Origin of the sequence: Chromobacterium phragmitis, from assembly GCF_003325475.1 — a bacterium.
Taxonomy (GTDB): Bacteria; Pseudomonadota; Gammaproteobacteria; order Burkholderiales; family Chromobacteriaceae; genus Chromobacterium; species Chromobacterium phragmitis.
Map to the genome: position 1 here is coordinate 4081575 of NZ_CP029495.1, position 20926 is coordinate 4102500.

Sequence of the window (20926 nt, forward strand, 5' to 3'; positions counted from 1 at the left end):
CCGCCAGCCGGCCGACTTGAGGAGAGAAGCAGGCGATGCTGCAAGTGAGCAAGCGCGATGGCGCGGTAGTGGGATTCGATATCGGCAAGATCGCCAATGCCTGCCAGCGGGCGGCGATGGCTTCAGGCCATGCCGAGCCGGCGAGGCTGGCCCTGGAGATCGCCGCACAAGTTGAGCGAGAATGCCGCGAACTGGCGCGCGAGGGACGGCTGGACATTCCCGCCATCCAGAAACGGGTGGAGGACGCGCTGATGCAGCGCTATCCGGAAGTGGCCCGCGTTTACATCGAATACCGGCACGATCGCGACATGGTGCGCGCGCGCGGCTCGGAGCTGCACGCCAAACTGATGGGCCTGGTGCACAAGACGGACGAAGAGGCCACCACCGAGAACGCCAACAAGGACGCCAACGTGTTCCCGGTGATGCGCGACCTGATGGCGGGCATCGTGTCCAAGCAATTCGCCGGCAATTTCCTGCCCAAGGACATCCTGACCGCGCATAACGAGGGGGATATCCATTTCCACGACCTGGATTACTCTCCGTTCCTGCCATTCACCAACTGCTGCCTGGTGGACCTGAAAGGCATGCTGGAGCAGGGCTTCCGCCTGGGCAATGCCCAGATAGAAAGCCCCAAGTCGATAGGCGTGGCTTGCGCCGTCACCGCGCAGATCATCGCCCAGGTGGCCAGTCATCAGTACGGCGGCACCACGATACCCAATATCGATCAAACCCTGGCCCCGTATGCGCTGAAAAGCTACCGCAAAAACCTGGATATCGCCCGTCAATACGGCATTGCGGAACCGGAACGTTACGCCCGCGAGCGTACGGAGAAAGAGTGCTACGACGGCATCCAGGCCTGCGAGTACGAAATCAACACCCTGTTCAGCTCCAACGGCCAGCAGCCTTTCGTGACCTTTTCCTTCGGCATGGGCACCGCCTGGGAGGAGCGCATCATTCAGCAGTCCATCCTGCGGGTCCGCATCAAGGGGCTTGGCAAGGAAGGGATCACGCCGGTCTTTCCCAAGCTGGTGATGTTCATCGACAAAGGCGTCAATCTGCTGCCGGAAGATCCCAATTACGATATCAAGCAACTGGCGCTGGAGTGCACTTCCAAGCGCATGTATCCGGACATCATCTCCGCGGAGCTGAACCGTCGCATCACCGGCTCGTCGGTGCCGGTTTCTCCAATGGGCTGCCGCAGCTTCTTGCCTGCCTGGCGGGACGAAACGGGCAGGGAGGTGCTGGATGGGCGCAACAACCTGGGCGTGGTCAGCCTTAATTTGCCGCGCATCGCCATCGAAGCGGCCGGCGACCGGCAGGCGTTCTGGTCCCGGCTGGAATCGAAGCTGGAGCTGTGCTTCCGCGCGCTGATGCTGCGCATCGACCGCCTGCAGGGCGTCAAGGCCAATGTGGCGCCGATTCTTTACACCGAAGGGGCGTTCGGCATGCGGCTGGGCCCGGACGAAGACATCATGAAGCTGTTCAGCGGCGGCCGCGCGTCCATCTCGCTGGGCTACATCGGCCTGCACGAGGTGGGTACGCTGCTGTTCGGCGCGCACCCCGCCGACGATCAAGCCGCCCAGACCTTTTTGCGGCAGGTGGTCGCGCGCATGAACGAGGCGGCGGCGGCCTGGCGGCGCGAGACCGGTTTCGGCTTCTCGCTGTACTCCACGCCCAGCGAATCGCTATGCCACCGCTTCTGCAAGCTGGACCGCGAGCGCTTCGGCCCGATTCCGGAGGTGACAGACAAGGGCTATTACACCAACTCCTTCCATCTGGACGTGTTCCGCAAAGTCAATCCTTTCGAAAAGATAGATTTCGAGGCGGGCTATGCGGAAAAGGCCAGCGGCGGCCATATCACCTACGTTGAATTGCCGAACATGAAGCACAACCTGAAGGCGCTGGAGCGCATCTGGGACTATGCGCTGGCACGGGTGCCGTATTTCGGCAGCAATACGCCGGTGGACTCTTGCGGCGCCTGCGGCTTCATGGGCGAAGCCAAGGCCGACGCGGACGGTTTCTGCTGCCCGCAGTGCGGAAACCGCGACAGCGCGTCGCTATCGGTGACGCGCCGGGTGTGCGGCTACCTGGGCAGTCCCAACGCGCGTCCGTTCAACGCGGGCAAGCAGAAGGAAGTGATGCGCCGGGTCAAGCACTTCGGCGGCGAGCACTGAGTCCGGCATGAATTACGATCGCTATTACACGTGCGATCTGGTCAACGGCGAGGGCGTGCGCGTCACGCTCTTCGTCACCGGCTGCGCGCATGCCTGCGAAGGCTGCCACAACCGCAGCACTTGGGATCGCAAGACCGGCAAGCCGTTCACCGCAGAGACGCGCGAGGCCTTGCTCGCCCATTGCGCCGATCACGACGGCCTCAGTCTGTCCGGCGGCGACCCGTTGCTGCCTGCCAACAGGCCGGAGGTTCTCGAGCTGTGCCGGCTTTTCAAGCAACGCTATCCGGACAAGGACATCTGGCTATGGACGGGCTACCTCTACGAGGAGGTAAGGGCGCTGGAAGTGTTGCGTTTCGTCGATGTGCTGGTCGATGGCCGCTATCGCCAAGACTTGCCGACAAGCCAGCCCTGGCGAGGATCGGATAATCAACGGCTGCTGCGCTTGCGCGCTGGCGGAACATTCCCTGAGGCCTGAGTCGTTTGCAAAAGGCTTGGCGCGCCCCCGCGCCAGGCACTAGCCTGTTAGGAACAGTCGCCAACGGGGGGAGGGCATGTCCGGAACGCTGTGTCGCATCTGGCTGATCCTGGCTTGCGCGCTGCCTCAACTGGTCTGGGCGGCAGAGCCGGCCCAGACCATCGCCCTGGCCAATGGCGAATGGGCGCCGTATCTTTCCGCCAGCCTTCCAGACAAGGGCTACGCGTCGCATATCGTCAGCGAGGCGTTCCATCGCGCCGGCATCCAGACGCGCTACGACTTCTATCCATGGGCCCGGGCGGAAGCCATGGTCAAGAGCGGCGAGATCGCGGGCTCGGTGGTATGGTCCATCACGCCGGAGCGTCAGCAGTTCGCCCTATTCAGCGATCCTGTGGTCAGCGACGAAGAAGTCGTGTTCCATCTCGCCAGCCGCAAGATGGCGGCGGAAAAGGTGGACGATTTTGATGGCCTCACCATGGCCACGCCCAATGGCTCCAGGCTGGGCATCTGGCAAGAGGCGATCGCCGCCGGCAGGATTCGCAGTTACGTCACCAAGGACATTCAGTCCGGCATGCGCCAATTGCTGCTGGGACGGCTGGACTTTTTCCCCCTGATTCGCTCGGTCGGCCTATCCGAACTGCGGCGGCACTTCACGCCAAGGGAGCAAGTCGCCATCGTCGCTGCGCCTCATGTCTTCGTCCGCACCGACTATCGGCTGATGCTCAGCCGCAAACAGCCCGGCGCCGAACAGTTGCTGCAACGCTTCAATCAAGGCCTGGCGGCGCTGCGCGCCAGCGGCGAGTATCGCCGGATGGAGAGAGGCTTCCTGGCCGGCCGTTACGACCCTCGCCAGCTTCCCTGACGCAACTATATTGTTGCCCTTTCTTTCCGCCAGTCTTGCTTGCGCAGAAATTTATTTATCATAATGCCGGGCCGCGCAGAACGGCCTGACACAGAGGAGCGAGACCGCGATGGCGTGGACCAAGGAGCAGAAAAGAACGGTATTTGCTTGCTATATGGGCTGGACGCTGGATGCGTTCGATTTTTTCCTGATGGTGTTTGTTTTGAAGGACGTGGCGCGGGAGTTCGGCGCCGACATCGAGGCGGTCAGCTGGGCGATCATGCTGACGCTGGCCGCGCGGCCGATAGGCGCGTTGATCTTCGGCCGGCTGGCGGATCGCTTCGGACGCCGGCCGGTGCTGATGGCCAATATCGCGCTGTATTCTGCGCTGGGCTTTTCCTCGGCGTTCGCGCCCAATCTGATGGTCTTGCTGATGCTGCGCGCCTTGTTCGGGGTGGCGATGGGCGGCGAGTGGGGCGTCGGCTCGTCGCTGACGATGGAAAGCATTCCCAAGGAGTCGCGCGGCTTCGTTTCCGGACTGCTGCAGGCCGGCTACCCCAGCGGCTATTTGTTGGCGACGCTGGCTTTCGGCCAGTTGTTCGAACACATCGGCTGGCGCGGCATGTTCATGCTCAGCCTGCTGCCGGCGCTGCTGACGCTGTACATCCGCCGCAATGTGCCGGAAAGTCCAAGCTGGGAGGCCGCCAAACACCACGAGAAACCCGGCCTGCTTCAGGCCATCGCCGCGCAATGGCGGCTGTCGCTGTACGCGATCGTGCTGATGACCTGCTTCAACTTCTTTTCCCATGGCACCCAGGACATGTATCCCACCTTCCTCCGCGTCCAGCACAAGTTCGATCCGCACACGGTTCAGATGATAGGCATCTGCTTGAATGTCGGCGCCATCATCGGCGGGCTGTCCGTCGGCGCGCTGTCGGAGAGGATGGGCCGCCGCAACGCCATCACGCTGGCAGCCTTGCTTGCGCTGCCGGCGCTGCCGCTGTGGGCATTCGCCGGCACGCCGTTGCTGCTGGCCGCGGGCGCGTTCCTGATGCAGATATCGGTGCAGGGAGCCTGGGGCGTGGTTCCGGCCCACCTCAACGAGATTTCGCCGTCCGCCGTGCGTGCCACCTTCCCGGGGCTGGTTTACCAGCTAGGCAACCTGCTGGCCTCGGTCAACAGTCCCTTGCAGGCGCGCATGGCCCAAAACAACGGCGGCGACTACGGCATGGCGATGGCCATCGTCGCCGGCATCGTCGCGCTCGCCATCGCCATTCTGATTCGATTCAGCGACGAGAAGCGCGGAGAGCCCATGCGCGTGGCGCCGCGCGGATAAAAGCGGTCACCAAGACTCGAACTCTTGCGGCGCGCCGTCGGACAGCATCACCTCCTGCATCCATTTCTCGGTCTGGTACTGCAGGTTGTTCAAGCCTACCATCACGCCCATCAGGGACGCGTGCAGCGGAGAGTCTTTCCCTTCCGCCTTCAGCGCCTGGCCGATCGCATCCAGCTGGCTGGCAAGGTCGGGGAAGGCGATCTGGCCGTTGTCGACGAACTCCCGGAGCAGCCTGGAAAGGGCGGCAATATGGTCCCGCCTGGCCTGAGGGGTATCGTCTATGGCTTGCGGCACATCGCGCGCGGCTTGCAAAAAGGCCTGGACCTGCGCTTCGGACGCGGCGTGGGCGGCCAGGCGCTGTGACAGCGGCAGCACTTCGCCGCCAGACGAGGCCGCCGCCGCCGGGTTGGCGGCGGCGATTGGATTCAACATGGTTCAATCTCCGAATGCTTGGCCGACAGGCCTTCCTCCGCCTCCCGCAAGCATGCGGTGGCTATTTTCGACAACGCGCGGCAATCCTCCGGCAGCGCGTCCAGACCGCTTTGCAGCAACTGGACGCCCTCATCCACGTAACGCGCCGGGTCAAAGTCCGCCGCCAGCTCGCCGCAACGCATGAGGAAGCGGGCGTCATCGTGATACTCGACGTCCAGCCGCCCCTGCCATGATTCGGCCAGCAGGCTCATCAGTTGCGCATGAGCGATGCCGGCTGAGCGGGGCAGGCGCAAATACAAGGTTTGCTCCGCCTCTTCGCCGCGCCGCTCCCGCAGCCACTCGTCCAGCGCCAACAACAGCGCCTCAGGATGATCCACCGCAGCGGCAAGCATGCGCCTGGCTTCCGCATCCAGGATGCCGCGGAAGCGACGCAACAAATCATCGCCATCGGACAGATAATTTGCGACATGGCTCATCGCCTCGCGCATGCCTTGCGCGTAACCGTCTCGCCTTGCTTGCTCCCGCAGGCTGTCCGCCTGCCGCTCGGCTTCGCGGACGATTCGGGCTGCGTGTCGGCGCGCCGCCTGCTCCAATCCGAGGGCTTGGTTCTGTCGCCATAGCCGCTCGCGCGGAATCAGCACGCCTTCAATCGCGGCCGGAGGGCGGAAAATGGGGATGTCTTTTGGCATATTGCAGCGCCAGGGTCAGTAATAAAGTATCAGGTCGCGAGGGGGCGCGCGCATTGGCGTCCACCCAGGAAGGAAACAACAAGGGCAGCCGTTGGCGCAGCGCTTCCGGCATCCGCGCCCGCCAAGCCAGCAACTGGCCATAGCCTGCCAATAGCAGTCCGTCGTGGCCGGGCAAATTCTCGCCCATCGTCGAGCCGCCCGCGTCTGCTATGCTCAGCGCGGCGAAGCTTTTCGCCCAGCCCGGCAGACTCAATATGGCGCCGCGCTCCGCCAGCGCCGCCCTGCGCAGCTGGCAGCCCATCAGGTAGGCGGCCTGCGGCAGATGCCGCCACGATTCCAGCCACCAGCGGTGCGAGCGGTCATCCGGCGAAGGCATCCAATCCGTGCTCAAGCTATAACCGGCAAGCAACATGTCGTTGACCACGCGCCGCCCCTCCGGACTGGAGAGCGCGGGAGGCAGGCTCAGGCGTTCCGGGTGCAAATAGGAAAGCGGATCGAACAGGATCGTCCTCAGGGCGCCGTCCATTTCAGCCATGTCCCGGCGTGCCGGCCATCGCGCCTCGCCTCAGCTTCCACCAGCCGGCCACGCCGGCCAGCAGGACTAGCGCGCCTCCCGCGAATAGCCAAGGCAACCATCCGCCATTGCTTTTAGGCATGGCGGCCGGCGGCTGTTGCTGCGCTTCCTCCCGCCGCGACAACACCACCGATATGTTGTCGTACTCCACCTCGGCGAAGCTGTTCTTCAGAAAGCGCTTGATATTGTTGATCATCGCGGCGGCGTCGACGTCGCGGTCATACACGGCCAACGCCGAGATGTGCATGGGTTGCGCCGTCCGCCCGGCCTCGCCGCCATCCAGGTCATAGCTGACATGCACCCGCGCGGACAAAATGCCATCCATGGTTTGCAGCGACTGCTCCAGTCGCTGTTCTATCGCAGAGTAGAGCCTAGCCTTTTCAGCGCGCGGCGAAGAAACCAGCGAGTCCGCGGGAAACATCTGCGCCACCTCCAGGCGCGGCCGCGAGGGCAAGTCGTAGGCGCGCAGCCAATCCACCGCGGCGGCGAAATCCGCCGGCGCCACGGTGATGCTAAAACCCGCCTTGCCGCGATCTGTCTTGTCGGCGTCGATATTGTGCCGTTGCAGCACAGCGATCACTTCATTGGCTTGCTGCTGGTCCAGACCCTTCAGCAAATCCTTCTGTTGGCAACCAGTCAGCAACAACGCCAGCAGCAAGGCCTTTACCCACATTTTCATCATGAACGCAACAGGCTTTCCACCGCGCCCACGCTCTTGCGGGTCAGGGTGCTGATCATCGACACTTCCAGGTTGTAATTGGACGTGCGTTGCTGCAGCGCGAACAGCTCAGCCGGGTTGCTGATCAGCTCCGGACGCTCCAGGCGCTGCATGATGTCGCTGCGTTCGGCGTCGGTGGCGACTGCGGATTGGGCGAAGGCCTGAATCAAGCGATCATCCAGCGACACCACTTGGTGCTCGGTCTGTGTGAGGTCCTTGGTTTGCGTCAGCGCTTGCAAGGCTGCGGGGGCGATCACGCTCATGGAAGGCTCCGTGGTCGGCGCCGGCGCAAACCGGCGCATGGGGTTTAGCGGAAGTTTTGGATGATGGCGGCGTCGATATCCTTGAACGCCTTCACCGCGTTGGATTGCGCATTGCGGTACAGGTTGTACTCAGACAGTTTTGACTGGTATTGCGCCAGCAGCGTCGGATCGGAAGGCGTTTCCTTGAGGTTGTTCAGCGCCTTCTCCACATCGGCTTGCATGTTGGATACCTTGTCAAAGCCCGCGGATGTTTTATCCAGGTAGCCGCTCCAGTCGAAATTGGTATCGATTGCCATGGGAGGAATTCCTTCTCGGTTTAGATGGGCTGGGGGAAGAACCAGTGGCCATTGCTCAATTTGACATAGCCCTGGCGTCCATATTGGAAGGAATGACCCTTGAGCAAGTCATCCTTCAGTTCAACCGCGAACTGCACGTAACGCGCGCCCCATTGGCGGTAGTAACCGTCAACGAATTGCCGAGCGCGTTGCAGCTCGCCGTCATCCAGCGCGCCAGCGATCACGAAAGTGACGCTGTCGCGCTGATCGTTGCGGGTGAAAGGCAGAGCCTGCCGGCTCAGGCCTTCCTCCGCTTGCTTGGCGGCCAGCTCGTCGTCTACCGGCACGATGGAAACCTTGTCCGAATACGGCATCAGCTCACCCAACTGGCTGGCCAGCTTCTGTTTTTCCGCATCGCTGAGCGGCGAGCGTTGCATGCTCACCCACAGTTGCGGCTGGCGGGGGTCGTCGAGCAATAGGCGGTAAAAGGCCAGCTCGGGGCGGCTGTCCGCCAGCCAGCGCGAGACGCGCGCGCCCTCGCTGACGGGCTCCAGCACCTGAACGGGCTCGCTAAAGTCGCCGCGCAGCAGCGATTGCCGCGCCCAAACGCCATCGCGGGCATCTGCGGCAGCGATGTAATACACGCCGTCGCGGCCGGTCATGACTTGAAAGCGCTTGCCATTGTCTCCCAGCAAGGCGCTGAGTTCGGCCATCTGCCGCTGAGGGCTGTTCCACAGCCAGTGCATGCCCGCGCTCAGCAGCGCGATCGCCAGCAGGGCGGCGAAACCGAACGCGCCATAACGCGCGCGCGCCATGGGGCGCTCGGCGCTCGGCGCGGGGGGCTCAGCCGGCTGGATATCGAATCCGCTCAGAACCTCAGGCTGCCAGGGAAGATGCTGCGGACGCATGGCCAGCCGCAGCGCGCCTATCGTCAACGCCTGATTGAATGGCGCGTCGCATTCCACGACCGGCTCGCCCAATATGCGCAAGCGGCTTGCGCCATCCTCCAGCAGGACCTCGAAATTGACTCCGCCTTCGGCCAACGGCACGAATAAGGTGTCCGCCGGCAGCACGGGGGGCAATCCATCTGCAATCAGCGCTGCCTCCGGACCAACCAGAAACAAGGTCTTGCCCGGCTGCAGCGTGAATTCGCATCCCCGCAGCGGGCTGTTGAGCAGGCGGACGACGACGGCGTCGCATCCGGAGGTGTTGATGTCTTCCACGGTGTTTATCGTCTTCTGGATCGGGTGCACGCCGGCAAAACCGGCCATGTCGGCACTCTAATGGCCTTCAGGCAACAGTTCCTGATGAAAAGCCGATCAAAATCCAATGGGACGATCAGATTTGTGAAAACGGCGGTCGCACGACCGCCGCTCAAAGAGAGAGGAGGGCCGGTCGGCCCGCAAGGAAAGGCGCTAGCCGACTCGGGACTTGCCATCCTGGCCGAACAGAATGGCGCGGGAGGCTTCAGTGACGGATGGGGCGGTGTTGATCGACTCCGCCAGCGCATAGGCGCGCATGGTGGCCGGTCGCGCGGCGACGCGTTCGAACCAGCGCATGAGCGATGGAAAATCATCCAGATTCTGCTGCTGGCGCTGATGCGGCACAATCCACGGGTAGCAGGCCATGTCGGCGATCGAGTACTCGCCGGCGATGTATTCGCGGCCATCGGCCAGCAGGGTATCCAGCACGCGATACAGCCTTGCCGTTTCACGCACGTAGCGGTCAATCGCGTACGGCAGCTTTTCCGGCGCATATTGAGAGAAGTGATGGTTCTGGCCGGCCATCGGCCCCAGGCCGCCCATCTGCCAGAACAGCCACTGCAGGACCTCGTTGCGTCCGCGCAGATCCCGCGGGATGAAGCGCCCGCACTTGTCCGCGAGATAGAGCAGGATGGCGCCGGACTCGAACAGGCTGACCGGTTCGCCGCCGCCTTGCGGCGCGTGATCCACGATGGCGGGAATGCGGTTATTGGGCGCGATGCGCAAGAAATCGGGCTGAAATTGCTCCCCGGCGCCGATGTTGACCGGCACGATGCGGTAAGGCAGGCCGGCCTCTTCGAGAAAGATGCTGATCTTGTGCCCGTTGGGCGTCGTCCAGTAGTAAAGGTCTATCATCATGCGCATCCTGGCAGGAGTCGGAAGAATGACATGGGGGCGGCCTGCCGCTTTCAAAAGGGCAGGTCGCCGCAATGCTTGCCGCGCGGTATGATCGCGCTGTAATAAATCACGAGCAGTCATTCCATGCGAAATACGCAAGACAACCACTCCCGCTTCCTCAGCCTGGTGCTGCGCCACCAGCCTGACGCCATCGATTTGAAACTGGATGCCCAAGGATGGGCCGATATCGATGAGCTGCTGGCCAGGATGGCGGCCAAGGGCAAACCGTTGCGCCGCGCGCAACTGGAAGACATCGTGCGAGACAGCGACAAGCAGCGCTTCGCCATCAGCGAAGACGGTCTGCGCATCCGCGCCAATCAAGGGCATTCGATCCGGGTCGATCTCGGCCTGCAGCCATGCGAGCCTCCGGGGACGTTGTATCACGGCACCGCCACCCGTTTTCTCGACGCCATCCTCAGCGAAGGCCTGCGGCCGGGCAGCCGGCAACACGTGCACTTGTCGGCCGACTGGGCAACCGCCCACGCGGTGGGCAGCCGCCACGGCAAGCCCGCTGTGCTGACGGTGGACGCCAAGGCGATGCGCGAGGCGGGTCTGGCCTTCTGCAGATCGGATAACGGCGTCTGGCTGACCAGCCACGTTCCGCCGCGCTTCCTCGCTCAGTCTCCCCAGCCATGTGCGTAAACTTCTTGCCGCCCAGCCGGGCTCAGTTGCGGGAGTGGTTCGGCTGCGATCCCGGAGAATGGCAGTGGCAGGAGGAGGCCTGGCAGGACTATCTGGCGCCCATATTGACGCGGGACGGCCTGCGCCTGGCCAGCTATGGCTTTGTCCCCAAGCGCCACCAACCGGCGGGCGTAAGGTTGAGCACCATGAACGCCCGCGCCGAAACCATAGGCCAGCTGCGCAGCTACCGGGATGCCTGGCGCCATGGCCAGCTGTGCCTGGTGCCGATGCAGGCCTTCTACGAGCCTTGCTATGACAGCGGCCGCGCAGTGCGCACCAAGATAAGCATGGCCGATGGCGCGCCGTTCGCGGCGGCGGGATTGTGGCGGGAGTGGCGAGAGGCCGACGGATCCGTCAGCCTGGCTTTTACCCAGATCACCATCAACGCCGACGGCCATGCCGTGATGGGCCGCATGCACCGGCCCGGGGATGAGAAGCGCTCGCTGGCCATCATACCCGCCGGACGGTATCGGCAATGGTTGAGTTGCAGCGATCCCGAGCAAGCCCGCGCCTTTCTGCAGCCATTCGAGGCGGAAGACATGCGGGCGGAGGGCGAAATTCCCGACGCGCCGCGGCAGGGGTCGCTATTCGACTGATGGCGCGGCAGACGCGAAAAAGCCCGCTAACAGCGGGCTCTCTTCAAGCATGGGCGACCATTACTGCTGTTCGAGGTGGTAGCGCGTCACCAGCTCCACTTCCTCCTTGGAGCCCAGGAACACCGCCACGCGTTCGTGCAGCTTGGCCGGCACGATGTCCATGATGCGCTGTTGGCCATTGGTGGCGGCGCCGCCTGCCTGTTCGATGATGAAAGCCATCGGATTGCCTTCGTACATCAGGCGCAGCTTGCCGGCCTTGGACGGATCGCGCGCGTCCTTCGGGTACATGAAAATGCCGCCGCGGGTGATGATGCGATGCACCTCGGCCACCATGGACGCCACCCAGCGCATATTGAAATCGCGGCCGCGCGGACCGGTCTTGCCGGCCAGCATTTCTTCCACGTAGCGGCGCACCGGGGCTTCCCAGTGGCGCATGTTGGACATGTTGATAGCGAACTCCGCCGTGCGCTCCGGCACCTTCATGTCCGGGTGGGTCAGCACGAAGGAACCGTGCTCGCGATCCAGCGTGAAGCCGTGCACGCCGCTGCCGAATGTCAGCACCAGCATGGTTTGCGGGCCGTACACGGTATAGCCGGCGGCCACCTGGTGGGTGCCGGGCTGCAGGAAGTCGGCCTCGGTCGGCTGCGCCACGCCTTCCGGGCAGCGCAGGATGGAGAAGATGGTGCCGACGGAGATGTTGACGTCGATATTGGACGAGCCGTCCAGCGGGTCGAACATCAGCAGGTATTCGCCCTTCGGGTATTCGCCCGGAATATGATACGGCAGCTCCATCTCTTCCGAAGCCATCGCGGCCAGGCTGCCGCCCCACTCGTTGGCGTCCAGCAGGAAATCGTTGGCGATCACATCCAGTTTCTTTTGCGCCTCGCCCTGGATATTGCCGGTGCCGGCTTCGCCCAGCACGTCGGCCAGCGCGCCTTTGTTCACCGAGTAGCTGATGGCTTTGCAGGCGCGGCCCACGGTTTCGATCAGCAGGCGCAATTCAGGCGGCAGCGTGCCTGCCTTGCGCTGTTGTTCGATCAGAAAACGGGAGAGGGTGATGCGGCTCATGACGTTCCTTAGGAGGGATGGGTGCGCGAATGATAATGCCGTCGGCTTGGCGGCACAACGCGGCATTATAACCGAATAAGGGTGCGGGCCGGGCCGCGAAAAGCTATCACGATATGAGTAGTTCGACGTAGGAGATGCGCCATGCTCAGCCGCGCCCTGGTCTTGTTGCTGTTCAGTCTTTCCGCTTGGTCGGCGCGCGCGCCGGCCTTGACCATCTACACCGAAGAGTGGCCGCCCATCACGTTTCAACGCAACGGCGTGGCCGATGGCATGGCCGTGGAGGTGGTGCGCGAGATCCAGACGCGCATCCACGACAACAGCCCGGTGGAGGTCGTGCCTTGGGCGCGGGGCTACAAGGACCTGCTGACCAATCCTGGCATCATGCTGTTCACCGTCGGCCGCAGCGAAGCGCGCGAAAAACAAATGACGTTGCTGGGGCCGATCGCCGTGTCGCAAACCGTGCTGCTGGCGCGCAAGGGCGAGGCGGCCAAGCTGCTGGCGCTTGGGGCCGGCATCTACCAGCGGCCAGTCGGCGCTTACCGAGGCAGCATCTTCGCCGACGCCGCCTCCGCCGCCGGCTTTGTCGAGGTGGATCTGGCGCCCACTCCGCAAATCACGGCGCAAAAAATGCTGATGGGCCGTTACGACATGTGGGTGGAGGGCGGCTTTGTCGTGGCGTCCGTGCTCAAGGACATCCACCGCCAGCCCGATGCGGTCGAGCTGGTCCGCGTGCTGGAGTCGCTGGAGCTATACCTGGCGTTTTCCCGCGGCACCCCGGCAGAGGAAGTCCACCGCTGGCAGGAAGGCTTCTCCGCCATCAAGAAAGACGGCACTTTCAAACGCATTTACAACAAATGGTTGCCGCGCGACGCCGCGCCGATGGATATGAGGCTAATAGGCCTGCCGCCCGGGGCGCATTGAACGCTCAAGAGGGAAAGCCGCCGTCTTCCGCCGCTTCGCTCTCCAGCCAGCGGCAGAATGAGGCAACCGTGGAGTCCTCGGCCGCCATGCGCGGCACCACCCAGCAGTAATCCCTTACCGTCACCACCGGCGCAGGCAGCGGCGACACCAGCTTGCCCTCATCGATCAGAGCCTGAGCCATCGGCATCGGCCCCAGCGCGACCCCAAGTCCGTCGACAGCGGCTTGCAGCGCCAGCGAGAATTTGTCGAAATGCATGCTGCTGGCCGGCTTCAGCTCCGCCGCGCCGGCCAGCGTCAACCAGCGGGGCCAGGCGGTGGGGCGAGTGTCGGCATGCAATAGCGTATGCGCGGCGAGATCCGCGGGTGCGCTTAGCGGCTGGCTGGCCAGCAGCGCCGGGCTGCACAGCGGCAGCTCCCACTCTTTCAGAAAAGGCTTGGCGATGTGGCCAGCCCAATCGCCGGGGCCGCGGCGAATGGCGACATCGAATGGCGCGTCCAGCCGGCTGAGGTCTCGGTCGGACGTCGCCAGCCGCAGCTCCAGATCGGGAAAGCGCTCGCGAAAACGCGCCAACCGGGGCAGCAGCCAATAGGACGCGAAAGTAGGGGTGGAGTTGACGGCCAGCCGGCGCTGATGATCCGGCTGCAGCAGCTGGGCGGTGGCGTTGGCGATCAGGTCCAGCCCATCCTGCACTTGGACCAGGTAACGCCAGCCGGCGTCGGTCAGCTTGACCCGGCCGCCGCTGCGCTCGAACAGCCGCACGCCCAGCCAGTCTTCCAATTGCTTAATCTGTTTGCTCACAGCGCCATGCGTGACGAAGAGTTCGCCCGCGGCCGCGGAAAAGCTTTCCAGCCGGGCCGCAGCTTCGAAAATGCGCAGGGAGTTCAGAGGAGGGTAAGTGCTCATGTTGTGATTTTATCTCACAATCCGTGTTGCGATTACTCGTTTGTATGCAAGCGCCGAAAAGCGTAATCTTCACTCACTACAAAGTGCATATTCCAGCGCGAAACGCGCGGAAGTGATGCAGAATTAGCAAGTGGAGACTGCCAGCCCGCGCCGGCAGACTTGCGCCAACCAAGCCAAGAAGGTCCCGAGTCATGCTAGAAGCTTACCGTCAGCACGTTGCCGAGCGCGCCGCGCTGGGCATTCCGCCCCTGCCGCTGTCCGCCAAGCAGGTTGAAGAACTGGTCGAACTGCTGAAGAACCCGCCCAAGGGCGAAGAAAGCGTTCTGGTCGAGCTGATCACCCACCGCGTGCCGCCGGGCGTGGACGACGCCGCCAAGGTCAAGGCCTCCTTCCTGGCCGCCGTCGCCGAAGGCAGCGCGAAGTCGCCGCTGGTAAGCCGCGAGCTGGCTACCGAACTGCTCGGCACCATGCTGGGCGGCTACAACATCAAGCCGCTGGTCGATCTGCTGGACGACGCCGCGGTAGCCAAGATCGCCGCCGCCGGCCTGAAGAAAACCCTGCTGATGTTCGATGCCTTCCACGATGTGAAGGAAAAGATGGACAAGGGCAACGCCGTCGCCAAGGAAGTGGTCGAATCCTGGGCCAATGCCGAGTGGTTCACCAGCCGCCCGGAAGTGGCCGAGAAAATCACCGTCACCGTATTCAAGGTGCCGGGCGAGACCAATACCGACGACCTGTCGCCGGCCCCGGACGCCTGGAGCCGTCCGGACATCCCGCTGCATTACCTGGCGATGCTGAAGAACACCCGCGCTGACGCGGCCTTCAAGCCGGAAGAAGACGGCAAGCGCGGCCCGATGCAGTTCATCGACGATCTGAAGAAAAAGGGCCACCTAGTCGCCTACGTCGGCGACGTGGTCGGCACCGGCTCCTCGCGCAAATCCGCCACCAACTCGGTGGTATGGGCCACTGGCCAGGATATCCCCTACGTGCCGAACAAGCGCTTCGGCGGCGTGACGCTGGGCGGCAAGATCGCGCCGATCTTCTTCAACACCCAGGAAGACTCCGGCTCGCTGCCGATCGAAGTGGACGTGTCCAAGCTGGAAATGGGCGACGTGATCGACATCTACCCCTACGCCGGCAAAATCGAGAAGAACGGCACCCTCGTCTCCGAGTTCAAGTTGAAATCCGAAGTGATCCTGGACGAAGTGCGCGCCGGCGGCCGCATCAACCTGATCATCGGCCGCGGCCTGACCTCCAAGGCGCGCGAAGCGCTGGGCCTGCCGGCTTCCACCGCATTCCGCCTGCCCAAATCCCCGGTCGATTCCGGCAAGGGCTTCTCGCTGGGCCAGAAGATGGTCGGCCGCGCCTGTGGCCTGCCGGAAGGCAAGGGCGTGCGCCCGGGCACTTACTGCGAACCCAAGATGACCACCGTCGGCTCGCAGGACACCACCGGCCCGATGACCCGCGACGAGCTGAAGGATCTGGCTTGCCTGGGTTTCTCCGCCGATCTGGTGATGCAGTCGTTCTGCCACACCGCCGCCTATCCGAAGCCGGTGGACGTGAAGATGCACAAGGAACTGCCGGCCTTCATCTCCACCCGCGGCGGCGTCTCGCTGCGCCCGGGCGACGGCGTGATCCACAGCTGGCTGAACCGTCTGTTGCTGCCCGACACCGTGGGCACCGGCGGCGACAGCCACACTCGCTTCCCGATCGGCATTTCCTTCCCGGCCGGCTCCGGCCTGGTGGCTTTCGCCGCCGCCACCGGCGTGATGCCGCTGGACATGCCTGAGTCGGTGCTGGTGCGCTTCAAGGGCAAGCTGCAGCCGGGCGTGACACTGCGCGACCTGGTCAACGCCATCCCGTTGTATGCGATCAAGTCCGGCCTGCTGACCGTGGCCAAGGCCGGCAAGAAGAACATCTTCTCCGGCCGCATTCTGGAAATCGAAGGCCTGCCGGATCTCAAGGTCGAGCAAGCTTTCGAACTGACCGACGCCTCGGCCGAGCGTTCCGCTGCCGGCTGCACCGTGCACCTGAACAAAGAGCCCATCGTCGAGTACATGCGCTCCAACATCACGCTGATGAAGTCCATGATCGCCGACGGTTATCAGGATGCGCGCACGCTGGAGCGCCGCATCATGGCGATGGAAGACTGGATCGCCAACGGCAAGCTGCTGCAGGGCGATGCCGACGCCGAGTACGCGGCGGTGATCGAGATCGACATGAACGACATCAAGGAGCCTATCGTCGCTTGCCCGAACGATCCGGACGACGTGAAGTTCATGTCCGAAGTGGCCGGCACCAAGATCGACGAAGTGTTCATCGGCTCGTGCATGACCAATATCGGACACTTCCGCGCCGCGTCCAAGCTGCTGGAAGGCAAGGCGGACATTCCGGTGCGCCTGTGGGTGGCGCCGCCGACCAAGATGGACGCCAAGCAGCTGACCGAGGAGGGCCACTACGGCGTGCTGGGCCGCGCCGGCGCGCGGCTGGAAATGCCGGGCTGCTCGCTGTGCATGGGCAACCAGGCGCAGGTGCGCGAAGGCGCGACCGTGATGTCCACCTCCACCCGCAACTTCCCGAACCGCCTGGGCAAGAACTCCAACGTGTTCCTGGGCTCCGCCGAGCTGGCCGCGATCTGCTCCAAGCTGGGCAAAATCCCGACCGTTGAGGAATACCAGGCGAACATCGGCATCATCAATGAAAAGGGCGCCGAAGTTTACAAGTATCTGAACTTCGACCAGATCCAGGAATATCAGGAACTGGCCGCCAGCAAGGCCTGACCGCCGCATCGATTGTCTTGGTGATAGCGCCGTTCGCCCGCGAGGGCGGGCGGCGTTTTTTTTACGGGAACTTGGCCGGCAATTCAGCGGCCCAATCCGGTCGTCGCAACGCCTCAAGAAACGAATGAAACGTGGAAGTCACAAGCGCGCCGTATCAGTATCTGCCGCCGGCCTTGCGCCGGGAGATCAATGCCATGCTGCATCAGGCCTATCAATGCGAAGGCGAGCTCGATCCGGACGAGCGGCTGCATAGGCCGGCGCTGGAGGCCCGCTCGTTCTGCCTGGCAAGCCATGGGCGGCTCGCGGCTTACGCGTCGGTGCTCGGCAAGGACATCATTCACCAGGGACTGGTCTTCTCGCTGGGCAGCCTCAGTTGCGTCGCCACCCGGCCGGAGATGCGCGGCCGCGGCCTGGGCGAACGCGTCGTCGCCGCCGCTTCGGACTGGCTCAGGACTTGCGGCCGCTATGACATCGCCGCGTTCTCCTGCGATGCCGGGCTATTGCCGTTTTACCGGCGGGCGGCAGGATGGGAGGCGGCCGACGTCGTGCTGATCGCCAATGGCGACGATTGCGCCTTGCGCAGCGACGCGCTGGGCAAGATTGTGGTGCTGGAGTTGCTGTCGGAGCGGGCGAAGAGGGCGGAAGCGTCGTTCCGCGGGTCGGCGGTCAATCTGGGCTTGCCGCCGGGAGAGTTTATCTAAGGATCAGCGCGGCGCTTTGCGGCGCGAAGCCTTGGCGGGCAGCTGCATGCCCAGCTCCAGTTCGAACAGGCTGCCGGTGCGGCCGGTTTGCGACTGGCAGGCGATCAGCAGCGCGCGGTTGATCGCCTCTTTCTTGCTGACGCCCCACCACTCGATCATCTTGTCCAAAGATTTTTGCGCATCGCGGCTCAACTCCACCGTCACCGACATTTCCTGCAGCCGGCTGCGGCGCAATTCGCGGCTGCGGCGCTTGCGCTCGGCCACCGTCATCGCGCGCTCGCCCAGCGGCTTGCGGCCTGGCTTCTTCGGCACTCCGCCTATCAGGTCGAAGGTGTAGTGGTCGCAGGGGTCTTTCATTGATGTGTGACGGGTCACGGCCATTTTGAGCGGGGGCGCAAGAATACCACAAAGGCAGCGTTTGCGCAGGCACTCCCGTCCCACCCAAAAGAAAAAGCCCCGAAAACGGGGCTTTTTCCATCAGGCCAAGAGGGCTATCAATTGACCGGGCAGCTGTTTGCCGCGCGGTAGTCCACCACCTTGATCTTGCCGGCGATGATGTCCTTGCGGGCCGCGGTGATCTTCTTTTCCATTTCCGGCGTGATCAGCGCGCGGTTGTACTGGTCCAGCGCCCAGTCCACGCCGTTTTCTTTCAGGCCCATCAGCTTGGTGCTGGGCTTCCACTTGCCATCCTTGGCATCGCGCATGGTTTCGTACACGGCGTTGTCCACGCGTTTGACCATGGAGGTCAGCACGGTGCCCGGCTGCATGTAGTTCTGGTTGCTGTCCACGCCGATGTAGTACTTGCCCGAGGCCTTGGCAGCCTGGATCACGCCCACGTTGGACAGGGCGGCGGCGGCGAAGATCACATCGGCGCCGCGGTCGAATTGGCTCTTGGCCAGCTCGTTGCCGCGCGACGGATCGTTGAACGCGGCGTGGGTGGTGCCCAGCATGTTCTGCAGCACCACAGCCTTCGGATTCACGTAACGGGCGCCTTGCGCGTAGCCGCAGCCGAAGGCGCGGATCAGCGGCACGTCCATGCCGCCCAGATAGCCCACCTTGCCGGTCTTGGATTTCATCGCGGCGGCCATGCCCGCCAGGAAGGAGCCTTCCTGCTCCTTGAAGGCGATGCTTTGCACGTTGGCGCCCTTGGCTACCGAATCCACCAGCGTGAACTTGGTATTGGGGAATTCCTTGGCCACGGTCTCGATCGACTGGGTGTAGGCGAAGCCGACGGCCACTACCAGGTCGGCGCCTTTGCGCGCCATATTGCGCAGCACTTGCTCTTTCTGCGCGTCGTTGCTGGGCTGACCTTCGCGGTAATTGATCTTGAACTCTTTCCTGAAGCGTTCGGCGCCGGTATAGGCCGCTTCGTTGAAGCTCTTGTCGAACTTGCCTGCCTGGTCGTAGACCACTGCCACATTGAAGTCCTTGGCCAGCGCGGGGGCGGCGAGCAGGGCGGCGGCTACGGCGCATCCTGCGGTCTTGATCGCAAACGTCATTTTCATCAGCTTTTCTAGTAGTCGTTTTCGAGATGGTGCCCGCGGGCGTCCGCGAGCGCTTCAACGAGAGGCGTACCGCGCCTGGGCGCATTGAAGCAGCCGCGCAGGCGGGATGAGGCGAGGCGGGCGCCGCGCCGTCTCTCGACCGCGCATGCAACCCGCCCATTGAAGCGGCGAGATTCTACCCAGCGCCACCCCTCGTGTAAACCAATATAGTCGAAACGCTGATCAAATCCGCCGAATCAACCGCCCGGCATGCCGACTTACTCCTCTCCGATGCTCTCGTGCGCGCCGGCATCGCCGCGCTTCCAATAGCCTGCCACCCGCATTCTTTCCTTGGCCAAGCCTCGCTGTTTCAACAAGGCATGGACGGCGCGCATTTCGCCGCTCTCGCCAGCGCCCCAGACAAAGCCTTCGCCATCGGGCAGCGCGCAACTGGACAGCGCCTGCTCCAGGCTCTCATGCCTGTCTCGCTGCAGCCACACCACATCCAGGCCTTCCGGCGCAGTCACGCGGATTCGGCAATCGGCGTCATCCACCAATATCCATGCCATGCCCTTGGCTTCAGCGGGCAACTCCTCCAGCCTCCGGGCGATGGCCGGCAATGCGGATTCGTCGCCGAGCAGCCAGTGCCAGTCAAAGCCGGCGGGAATCACACGCGACCCACGCGGACCTCCCAGGCCAAGCCAGTCCCCGGGGGCGGCGCCTCTCGCCCAGTCCGCGGCCACGCCGCCATCATGAACCACGAAATCGATGTCGAGCTCCCCGGCATCGGCATCGTAACGACGCGGGGTGTAGTCGCGCATCGCGGGCCTGGGCTGGTTGGCCGGAAACTGAATGCCGCTATCGGAAACCGCAGTCGGCAACGCGGGAAGTGTTTCGCCTGAGGCGGGGAAGAATAATTTCATATGATCGTCGAAGGAGGCCGAGACGAATCCGTCCAGCTCGTCGCCCGCCAGGGTGATTCTCAGCATGGTCGGGGAGAGTCTGGCAATGCGGGAGACTTGCAGTTTGCGAAAGCGCAACGGATGGCGCAGACGTTGTATTTCAAGTTCGGAATGCATGAGGTCAATCTCCTGTGGAATTTTCCGCGCCCACGATTTCATCCGTGGCGCGCTGCAAAATGGCCGCGATGCGGCGCTGTTCATCCGGCGCAGCCTGATCCCTGAGCAGCAAGGCCCGCTTCAACGCGCGCCTCGCGTCTATCAACTCCTTGGTCCACCCCGCGGCGCCGTCCTCGCCGATCTCTTCCCCGGCGTAGGCTCGGCGCGCCAGCTCCATCTTGCGTCCGATGTGAACCAGCTTGGCCAGCATCAGCTGCGCGCGCTCCCGCCCCTCGGCCAAGCGCTCGCGCCCGGCATCGGTGATGGAATAGCGGCGCCGCTTGCCATCGCTGGCGGCGGCCACATGGCCCGTTGCCTCCAGGCTGGATAGCGCGGGGTAGGCAACGCCAGGGCTGGGGCTGTAGTAGCCGTTGGAACGGACGGCCAGCTCCTTGATCAGTTCGTAGCCATGACAGGCGCGCTCGGCTATCAATGCCAGCAGCAGCAGTTGCAAATCGTCCGCGCTGAATTTTCGCCCCCTGGCCAGCACTTCTGCTTCGCCGCCGGCGCGGCGGGATGCGCGCATCGGGCAGGGGGGAGGCCTGTGTCGCGTCAATACGCGGCGGCAATGTTTCATGGCGTGCCCTTATTGCTTAAGATGTATCTTAAGATACAAAATCCCGCCCAAAAAATCAACAATGAGATTCATTATCACTATTGGCAAGCGGTAGATGCCCATTTCGATGACAAACATCAATAAATTGCATTTGAATATTGAATTTGAATAATGGCATCGG

Annotated in this window: 23 protein-coding genes; 9 read left to right on the forward strand and 14 right to left on the reverse strand. The window is 63.4% G+C overall.

The features are described from left to right. The first annotated feature begins 35 nt into the window (after positions 1–35). The 4 genes from nrdD (at position 36) to DK842_RS19380 (ending at position 4826) form a co-directional block, all read left to right on the forward strand. Positions 36–2174 carry an anaerobic ribonucleoside-triphosphate reductase gene (gene nrdD / locus DK842_RS19365; protein WP_114062926.1) on the forward strand — a complete coding sequence of 713 codons (2139 nt, stop codon included), beginning with the start codon at positions 36–38 and terminating at the stop codon, positions 2172–2174. Positions 2175–2181: 7 nt separating this feature from the next. Beyond that, positions 2182–2649, forward strand: coding sequence for an anaerobic ribonucleoside-triphosphate reductase activating protein (gene nrdG / locus DK842_RS19370; protein ID WP_114062927.1), 468 nt, complete (start codon positions 2182–2184; stop codon positions 2647–2649). 76 nt (positions 2650–2725) lie between these two features. Next, on the forward strand, positions 2726–3511 hold the full coding sequence (locus tag DK842_RS19375; RefSeq protein WP_114062928.1) for a substrate-binding periplasmic protein: 786 nt from the start codon (positions 2726–2728) through the stop codon (positions 3509–3511). Between the two features lie 109 nt (positions 3512–3620). After that, positions 3621–4826 carry an MFS transporter gene (locus DK842_RS19380; protein ID WP_114062929.1) on the forward strand — a complete coding sequence of 402 codons (1206 nt, stop codon included), beginning with the start codon at positions 3621–3623 and terminating at the stop codon, positions 4824–4826. A gap of 6 nt (positions 4827–4832) precedes the next feature. Here the strand turns inward: DK842_RS19380 and DK842_RS19385 are convergent, their stop codons facing one another. From DK842_RS19385 to DK842_RS19420, 8 genes are all read right to left on the reverse strand, one after another. Further along, complete coding sequence (locus DK842_RS19385) at positions 4833–5258, reverse strand: hypothetical protein (protein ID WP_114062930.1); 426 nt, start codon at positions 5256–5258, stop codon at positions 4833–4835. Next, complete coding sequence (locus DK842_RS19390) at positions 5252–5947, reverse strand: oxygen-regulated invasion protein OrgB (protein ID WP_145964091.1); 696 nt, start codon at positions 5945–5947, stop codon at positions 5252–5254. The genes DK842_RS19385 and DK842_RS19390 overlap by 7 nt, the downstream gene beginning before the upstream one ends. Then, a complete protein-coding gene (locus tag DK842_RS19395; RefSeq protein ID WP_168194928.1) occupies positions 5904–6473 on the reverse strand; it encodes a type III secretion apparatus protein OrgA/MxiK in 570 nt (189 codons plus the stop codon). Before DK842_RS19395 ends, DK842_RS19390 begins: the two co-directional genes overlap by 44 nt. A 1-nt stretch (position 6474) precedes the next feature. Beyond that, entirely contained in the window at positions 6475–7200 is a 726-nt protein-coding gene (locus tag DK842_RS19400) for an EscJ/YscJ/HrcJ family type III secretion inner membrane ring protein (protein ID WP_168191951.1), read from the reverse strand. Further along, positions 7200–7502, reverse strand: coding sequence for a type III secretion system inner rod protein PrgJ (gene prgJ / locus DK842_RS19405; RefSeq protein ID WP_114062934.1), 303 nt, complete (start codon positions 7500–7502; stop codon positions 7200–7202). The genes DK842_RS19400 and prgJ overlap by 1 nt, the downstream gene beginning before the upstream one ends. Positions 7503–7546: 44 nt before the next feature. Next, positions 7547–7798, reverse strand: a complete 252-nt coding sequence (locus DK842_RS19410; protein WP_114062935.1) for a type III secretion system needle complex protein — start codon at positions 7796–7798, stop codon at positions 7547–7549. Between the two features lie 20 nt (positions 7799–7818). After that, a complete protein-coding gene (locus DK842_RS19415; RefSeq protein ID WP_114062936.1) occupies positions 7819–9048 on the reverse strand; it encodes a PrgH/EprH family type III secretion apparatus protein in 1230 nt (409 codons plus the stop codon). A gap of 144 nt (positions 9049–9192) precedes the next feature. Next, on the reverse strand, positions 9193–9897 hold the full coding sequence (locus DK842_RS19420; protein WP_456297826.1) for a glutathione binding-like protein: 705 nt from the start codon (positions 9895–9897) through the stop codon (positions 9193–9195). Positions 9898–10020: 123 nt separating this feature from the next. Between DK842_RS19420 and DK842_RS19425 the strand changes: the two genes are divergently transcribed. Continuing rightward, positions 10021–10578 carry an RNA 2'-phosphotransferase gene (locus tag DK842_RS19425; RefSeq protein ID WP_114062938.1) on the forward strand — a complete coding sequence of 186 codons (558 nt, stop codon included), beginning with the start codon at positions 10021–10023 and terminating at the stop codon, positions 10576–10578. Further along, on the forward strand, positions 10569–11213 hold the full coding sequence (locus DK842_RS19430; protein WP_114062939.1) for an SOS response-associated peptidase: 645 nt from the start codon (positions 10569–10571) through the stop codon (positions 11211–11213). Before DK842_RS19425 ends, DK842_RS19430 begins: the two co-directional genes overlap by 10 nt. A gap of 60 nt (positions 11214–11273) precedes the next feature. Here DK842_RS19430 and DK842_RS19435 read toward each other — a convergent pair whose 3' ends face one another. Further along, positions 11274–12281, reverse strand: coding sequence for a class 1 fructose-bisphosphatase (locus DK842_RS19435; RefSeq protein WP_114062940.1), 1008 nt, complete (start codon positions 12279–12281; stop codon positions 11274–11276). A gap of 141 nt (positions 12282–12422) precedes the next feature. Between DK842_RS19435 and DK842_RS19440 the strand changes: the two genes are divergently transcribed. After that, entirely contained in the window at positions 12423–13202 is a 780-nt protein-coding gene (locus DK842_RS19440; protein ID WP_114062941.1) for a substrate-binding periplasmic protein, read from the forward strand. 4 nt (positions 13203–13206) lie between these two features. On the opposite strand, the gene gcvA is transcribed toward DK842_RS19440, so the two are convergent. After that, positions 13207–14106 carry a transcriptional regulator GcvA gene (gcvA, locus tag DK842_RS19445; RefSeq protein WP_114062942.1) on the reverse strand — a complete coding sequence of 300 codons (900 nt, stop codon included), beginning with the start codon at positions 14104–14106 and terminating at the stop codon, positions 13207–13209. Positions 14107–14297: 191 nt separating this feature from the next. Here gcvA and acnB point away from each other — a divergent pair, with 191 nt between their 5' ends. Next, positions 14298–16886: a bifunctional aconitate hydratase 2/2-methylisocitrate dehydratase gene (acnB, locus tag DK842_RS19450; RefSeq protein ID WP_114062943.1), complete on the forward strand. Its 2589-nt coding sequence runs from the start codon at positions 14298–14300 to the stop codon at positions 16884–16886. Positions 16887–17017: 131 nt separating this feature from the next. Further along, complete coding sequence (locus tag DK842_RS19455; protein WP_114062944.1) at positions 17018–17587, forward strand: GNAT family N-acetyltransferase; 570 nt, start codon at positions 17018–17020, stop codon at positions 17585–17587. Positions 17588–17590: 3 nt separating this feature from the next. Here DK842_RS19455 and DK842_RS19460 read toward each other — a convergent pair whose 3' ends face one another. From DK842_RS19460 to DK842_RS19475, 4 genes are all read right to left on the reverse strand, one after another. Continuing rightward, complete coding sequence (locus DK842_RS19460; RefSeq protein WP_114062945.1) at positions 17591–17944, reverse strand: hypothetical protein; 354 nt, start codon at positions 17942–17944, stop codon at positions 17591–17593. Between the two features lie 137 nt (positions 17945–18081). Beyond that, a complete protein-coding gene (locus tag DK842_RS19465; protein ID WP_114062946.1) occupies positions 18082–19092 on the reverse strand; it encodes a BMP family lipoprotein in 1011 nt (336 codons plus the stop codon). Between the two features lie 257 nt (positions 19093–19349). Further along, positions 19350–20150: a siderophore-interacting protein gene (locus tag DK842_RS19470; RefSeq protein ID WP_114062947.1), complete on the reverse strand. Its 801-nt coding sequence runs from the start codon at positions 20148–20150 to the stop codon at positions 19350–19352. A 4-nt stretch (positions 20151–20154) separates the two neighbouring features. Beyond that, positions 20155–20715 carry a PadR family transcriptional regulator gene (locus DK842_RS19475; protein WP_114062948.1) on the reverse strand — a complete coding sequence of 187 codons (561 nt, stop codon included), beginning with the start codon at positions 20713–20715 and terminating at the stop codon, positions 20155–20157. Positions 20716–20926: the final 211 nt, after the last annotated feature.

What these genes read in the sequence shown, in the direction of transcription:
- nrdD (WP_114062926.1), top strand. Translation starts at nt 36, where the DNA reads ATGCTGCAAGTGAGCAAGCGCGATGGCGCGGTAGTGGGATTCGATATC.
- nrdG (WP_114062927.1), top strand. Translation starts at nt 2,182, where the DNA reads ATGAATTACGATCGCTATTACACGTGCGATCTGGTCAACGGCGAGGGC.
- DK842_RS19375 (WP_114062928.1), top strand. Translation starts at nt 2,726, where the DNA reads ATGTCCGGAACGCTGTGTCGCATCTGGCTGATCCTGGCTTGCGCGCTG.
- DK842_RS19380 (WP_114062929.1), top strand. Translation starts at nt 3,621, where the DNA reads ATGGCGTGGACCAAGGAGCAGAAAAGAACGGTATTTGCTTGCTATATG.
- DK842_RS19385 (WP_114062930.1), bottom strand. Translation starts at nt 5,258, where the DNA reads ATGTTGAATCCAATCGCCGCCGCCAACCCGGCGGCGGCGGCCTCGTCT.
- DK842_RS19390 (WP_145964091.1), bottom strand. Translation starts at nt 5,947, where the DNA reads ATGCCAAAAGACATCCCCATTTTCCGCCCTCCGGCCGCGATTGAAGGC.
- DK842_RS19395 (WP_168194928.1), bottom strand. Translation starts at nt 6,473, where the DNA reads ATGGACGGCGCCCTGAGGACGATCCTGTTCGATCCGCTTTCCTATTTG.
- DK842_RS19400 (WP_168191951.1), bottom strand. Translation starts at nt 7,200, where the DNA reads ATGAAAATGTGGGTAAAGGCCTTGCTGCTGGCGTTGTTGCTGACTGGT.
- prgJ (WP_114062934.1), bottom strand. Translation starts at nt 7,502, where the DNA reads ATGAGCGTGATCGCCCCCGCAGCCTTGCAAGCGCTGACGCAAACCAAG.
- DK842_RS19410 (WP_114062935.1), bottom strand. Translation starts at nt 7,798, where the DNA reads ATGGCAATCGATACCAATTTCGACTGGAGCGGCTACCTGGATAAAACA.
- DK842_RS19415 (WP_114062936.1), bottom strand. Translation starts at nt 9,048, where the DNA reads ATGGCCGGTTTTGCCGGCGTGCACCCGATCCAGAAGACGATAAACACC.
- DK842_RS19420 (WP_456297826.1), bottom strand. Translation starts at nt 9,897, where the DNA reads ATGATGATAGACCTTTACTACTGGACGACGCCCAACGGGCACAAGATC.
- DK842_RS19425 (WP_114062938.1), top strand. Translation starts at nt 10,021, where the DNA reads ATGCGAAATACGCAAGACAACCACTCCCGCTTCCTCAGCCTGGTGCTG.
- DK842_RS19430 (WP_114062939.1), top strand. Translation starts at nt 10,569, where the DNA reads ATGTGCGTAAACTTCTTGCCGCCCAGCCGGGCTCAGTTGCGGGAGTGG.
- DK842_RS19435 (WP_114062940.1), bottom strand. Translation starts at nt 12,281, where the DNA reads ATGAGCCGCATCACCCTCTCCCGTTTTCTGATCGAACAACAGCGCAAG.
- DK842_RS19440 (WP_114062941.1), top strand. Translation starts at nt 12,423, where the DNA reads ATGCTCAGCCGCGCCCTGGTCTTGTTGCTGTTCAGTCTTTCCGCTTGG.
- gcvA (WP_114062942.1), bottom strand. Translation starts at nt 14,106, where the DNA reads ATGAGCACTTACCCTCCTCTGAACTCCCTGCGCATTTTCGAAGCTGCG.
- acnB (WP_114062943.1), top strand. Translation starts at nt 14,298, where the DNA reads ATGCTAGAAGCTTACCGTCAGCACGTTGCCGAGCGCGCCGCGCTGGGC.
- DK842_RS19460 (WP_114062945.1), bottom strand. Translation starts at nt 17,944, where the DNA reads ATGAAAGACCCCTGCGACCACTACACCTTCGACCTGATAGGCGGAGTG.
- DK842_RS19465 (WP_114062946.1), bottom strand. Translation starts at nt 19,092, where the DNA reads ATGAAAATGACGTTTGCGATCAAGACCGCAGGATGCGCCGTAGCCGCC.
- DK842_RS19470 (WP_114062947.1), bottom strand. Translation starts at nt 20,150, where the DNA reads ATGCATTCCGAACTTGAAATACAACGTCTGCGCCATCCGTTGCGCTTT.
- DK842_RS19475 (WP_114062948.1), bottom strand. Translation starts at nt 20,715, where the DNA reads ATGCGCGCATCCCGCCGCGCCGGCGGCGAAGCAGAAGTGCTGGCCAGG.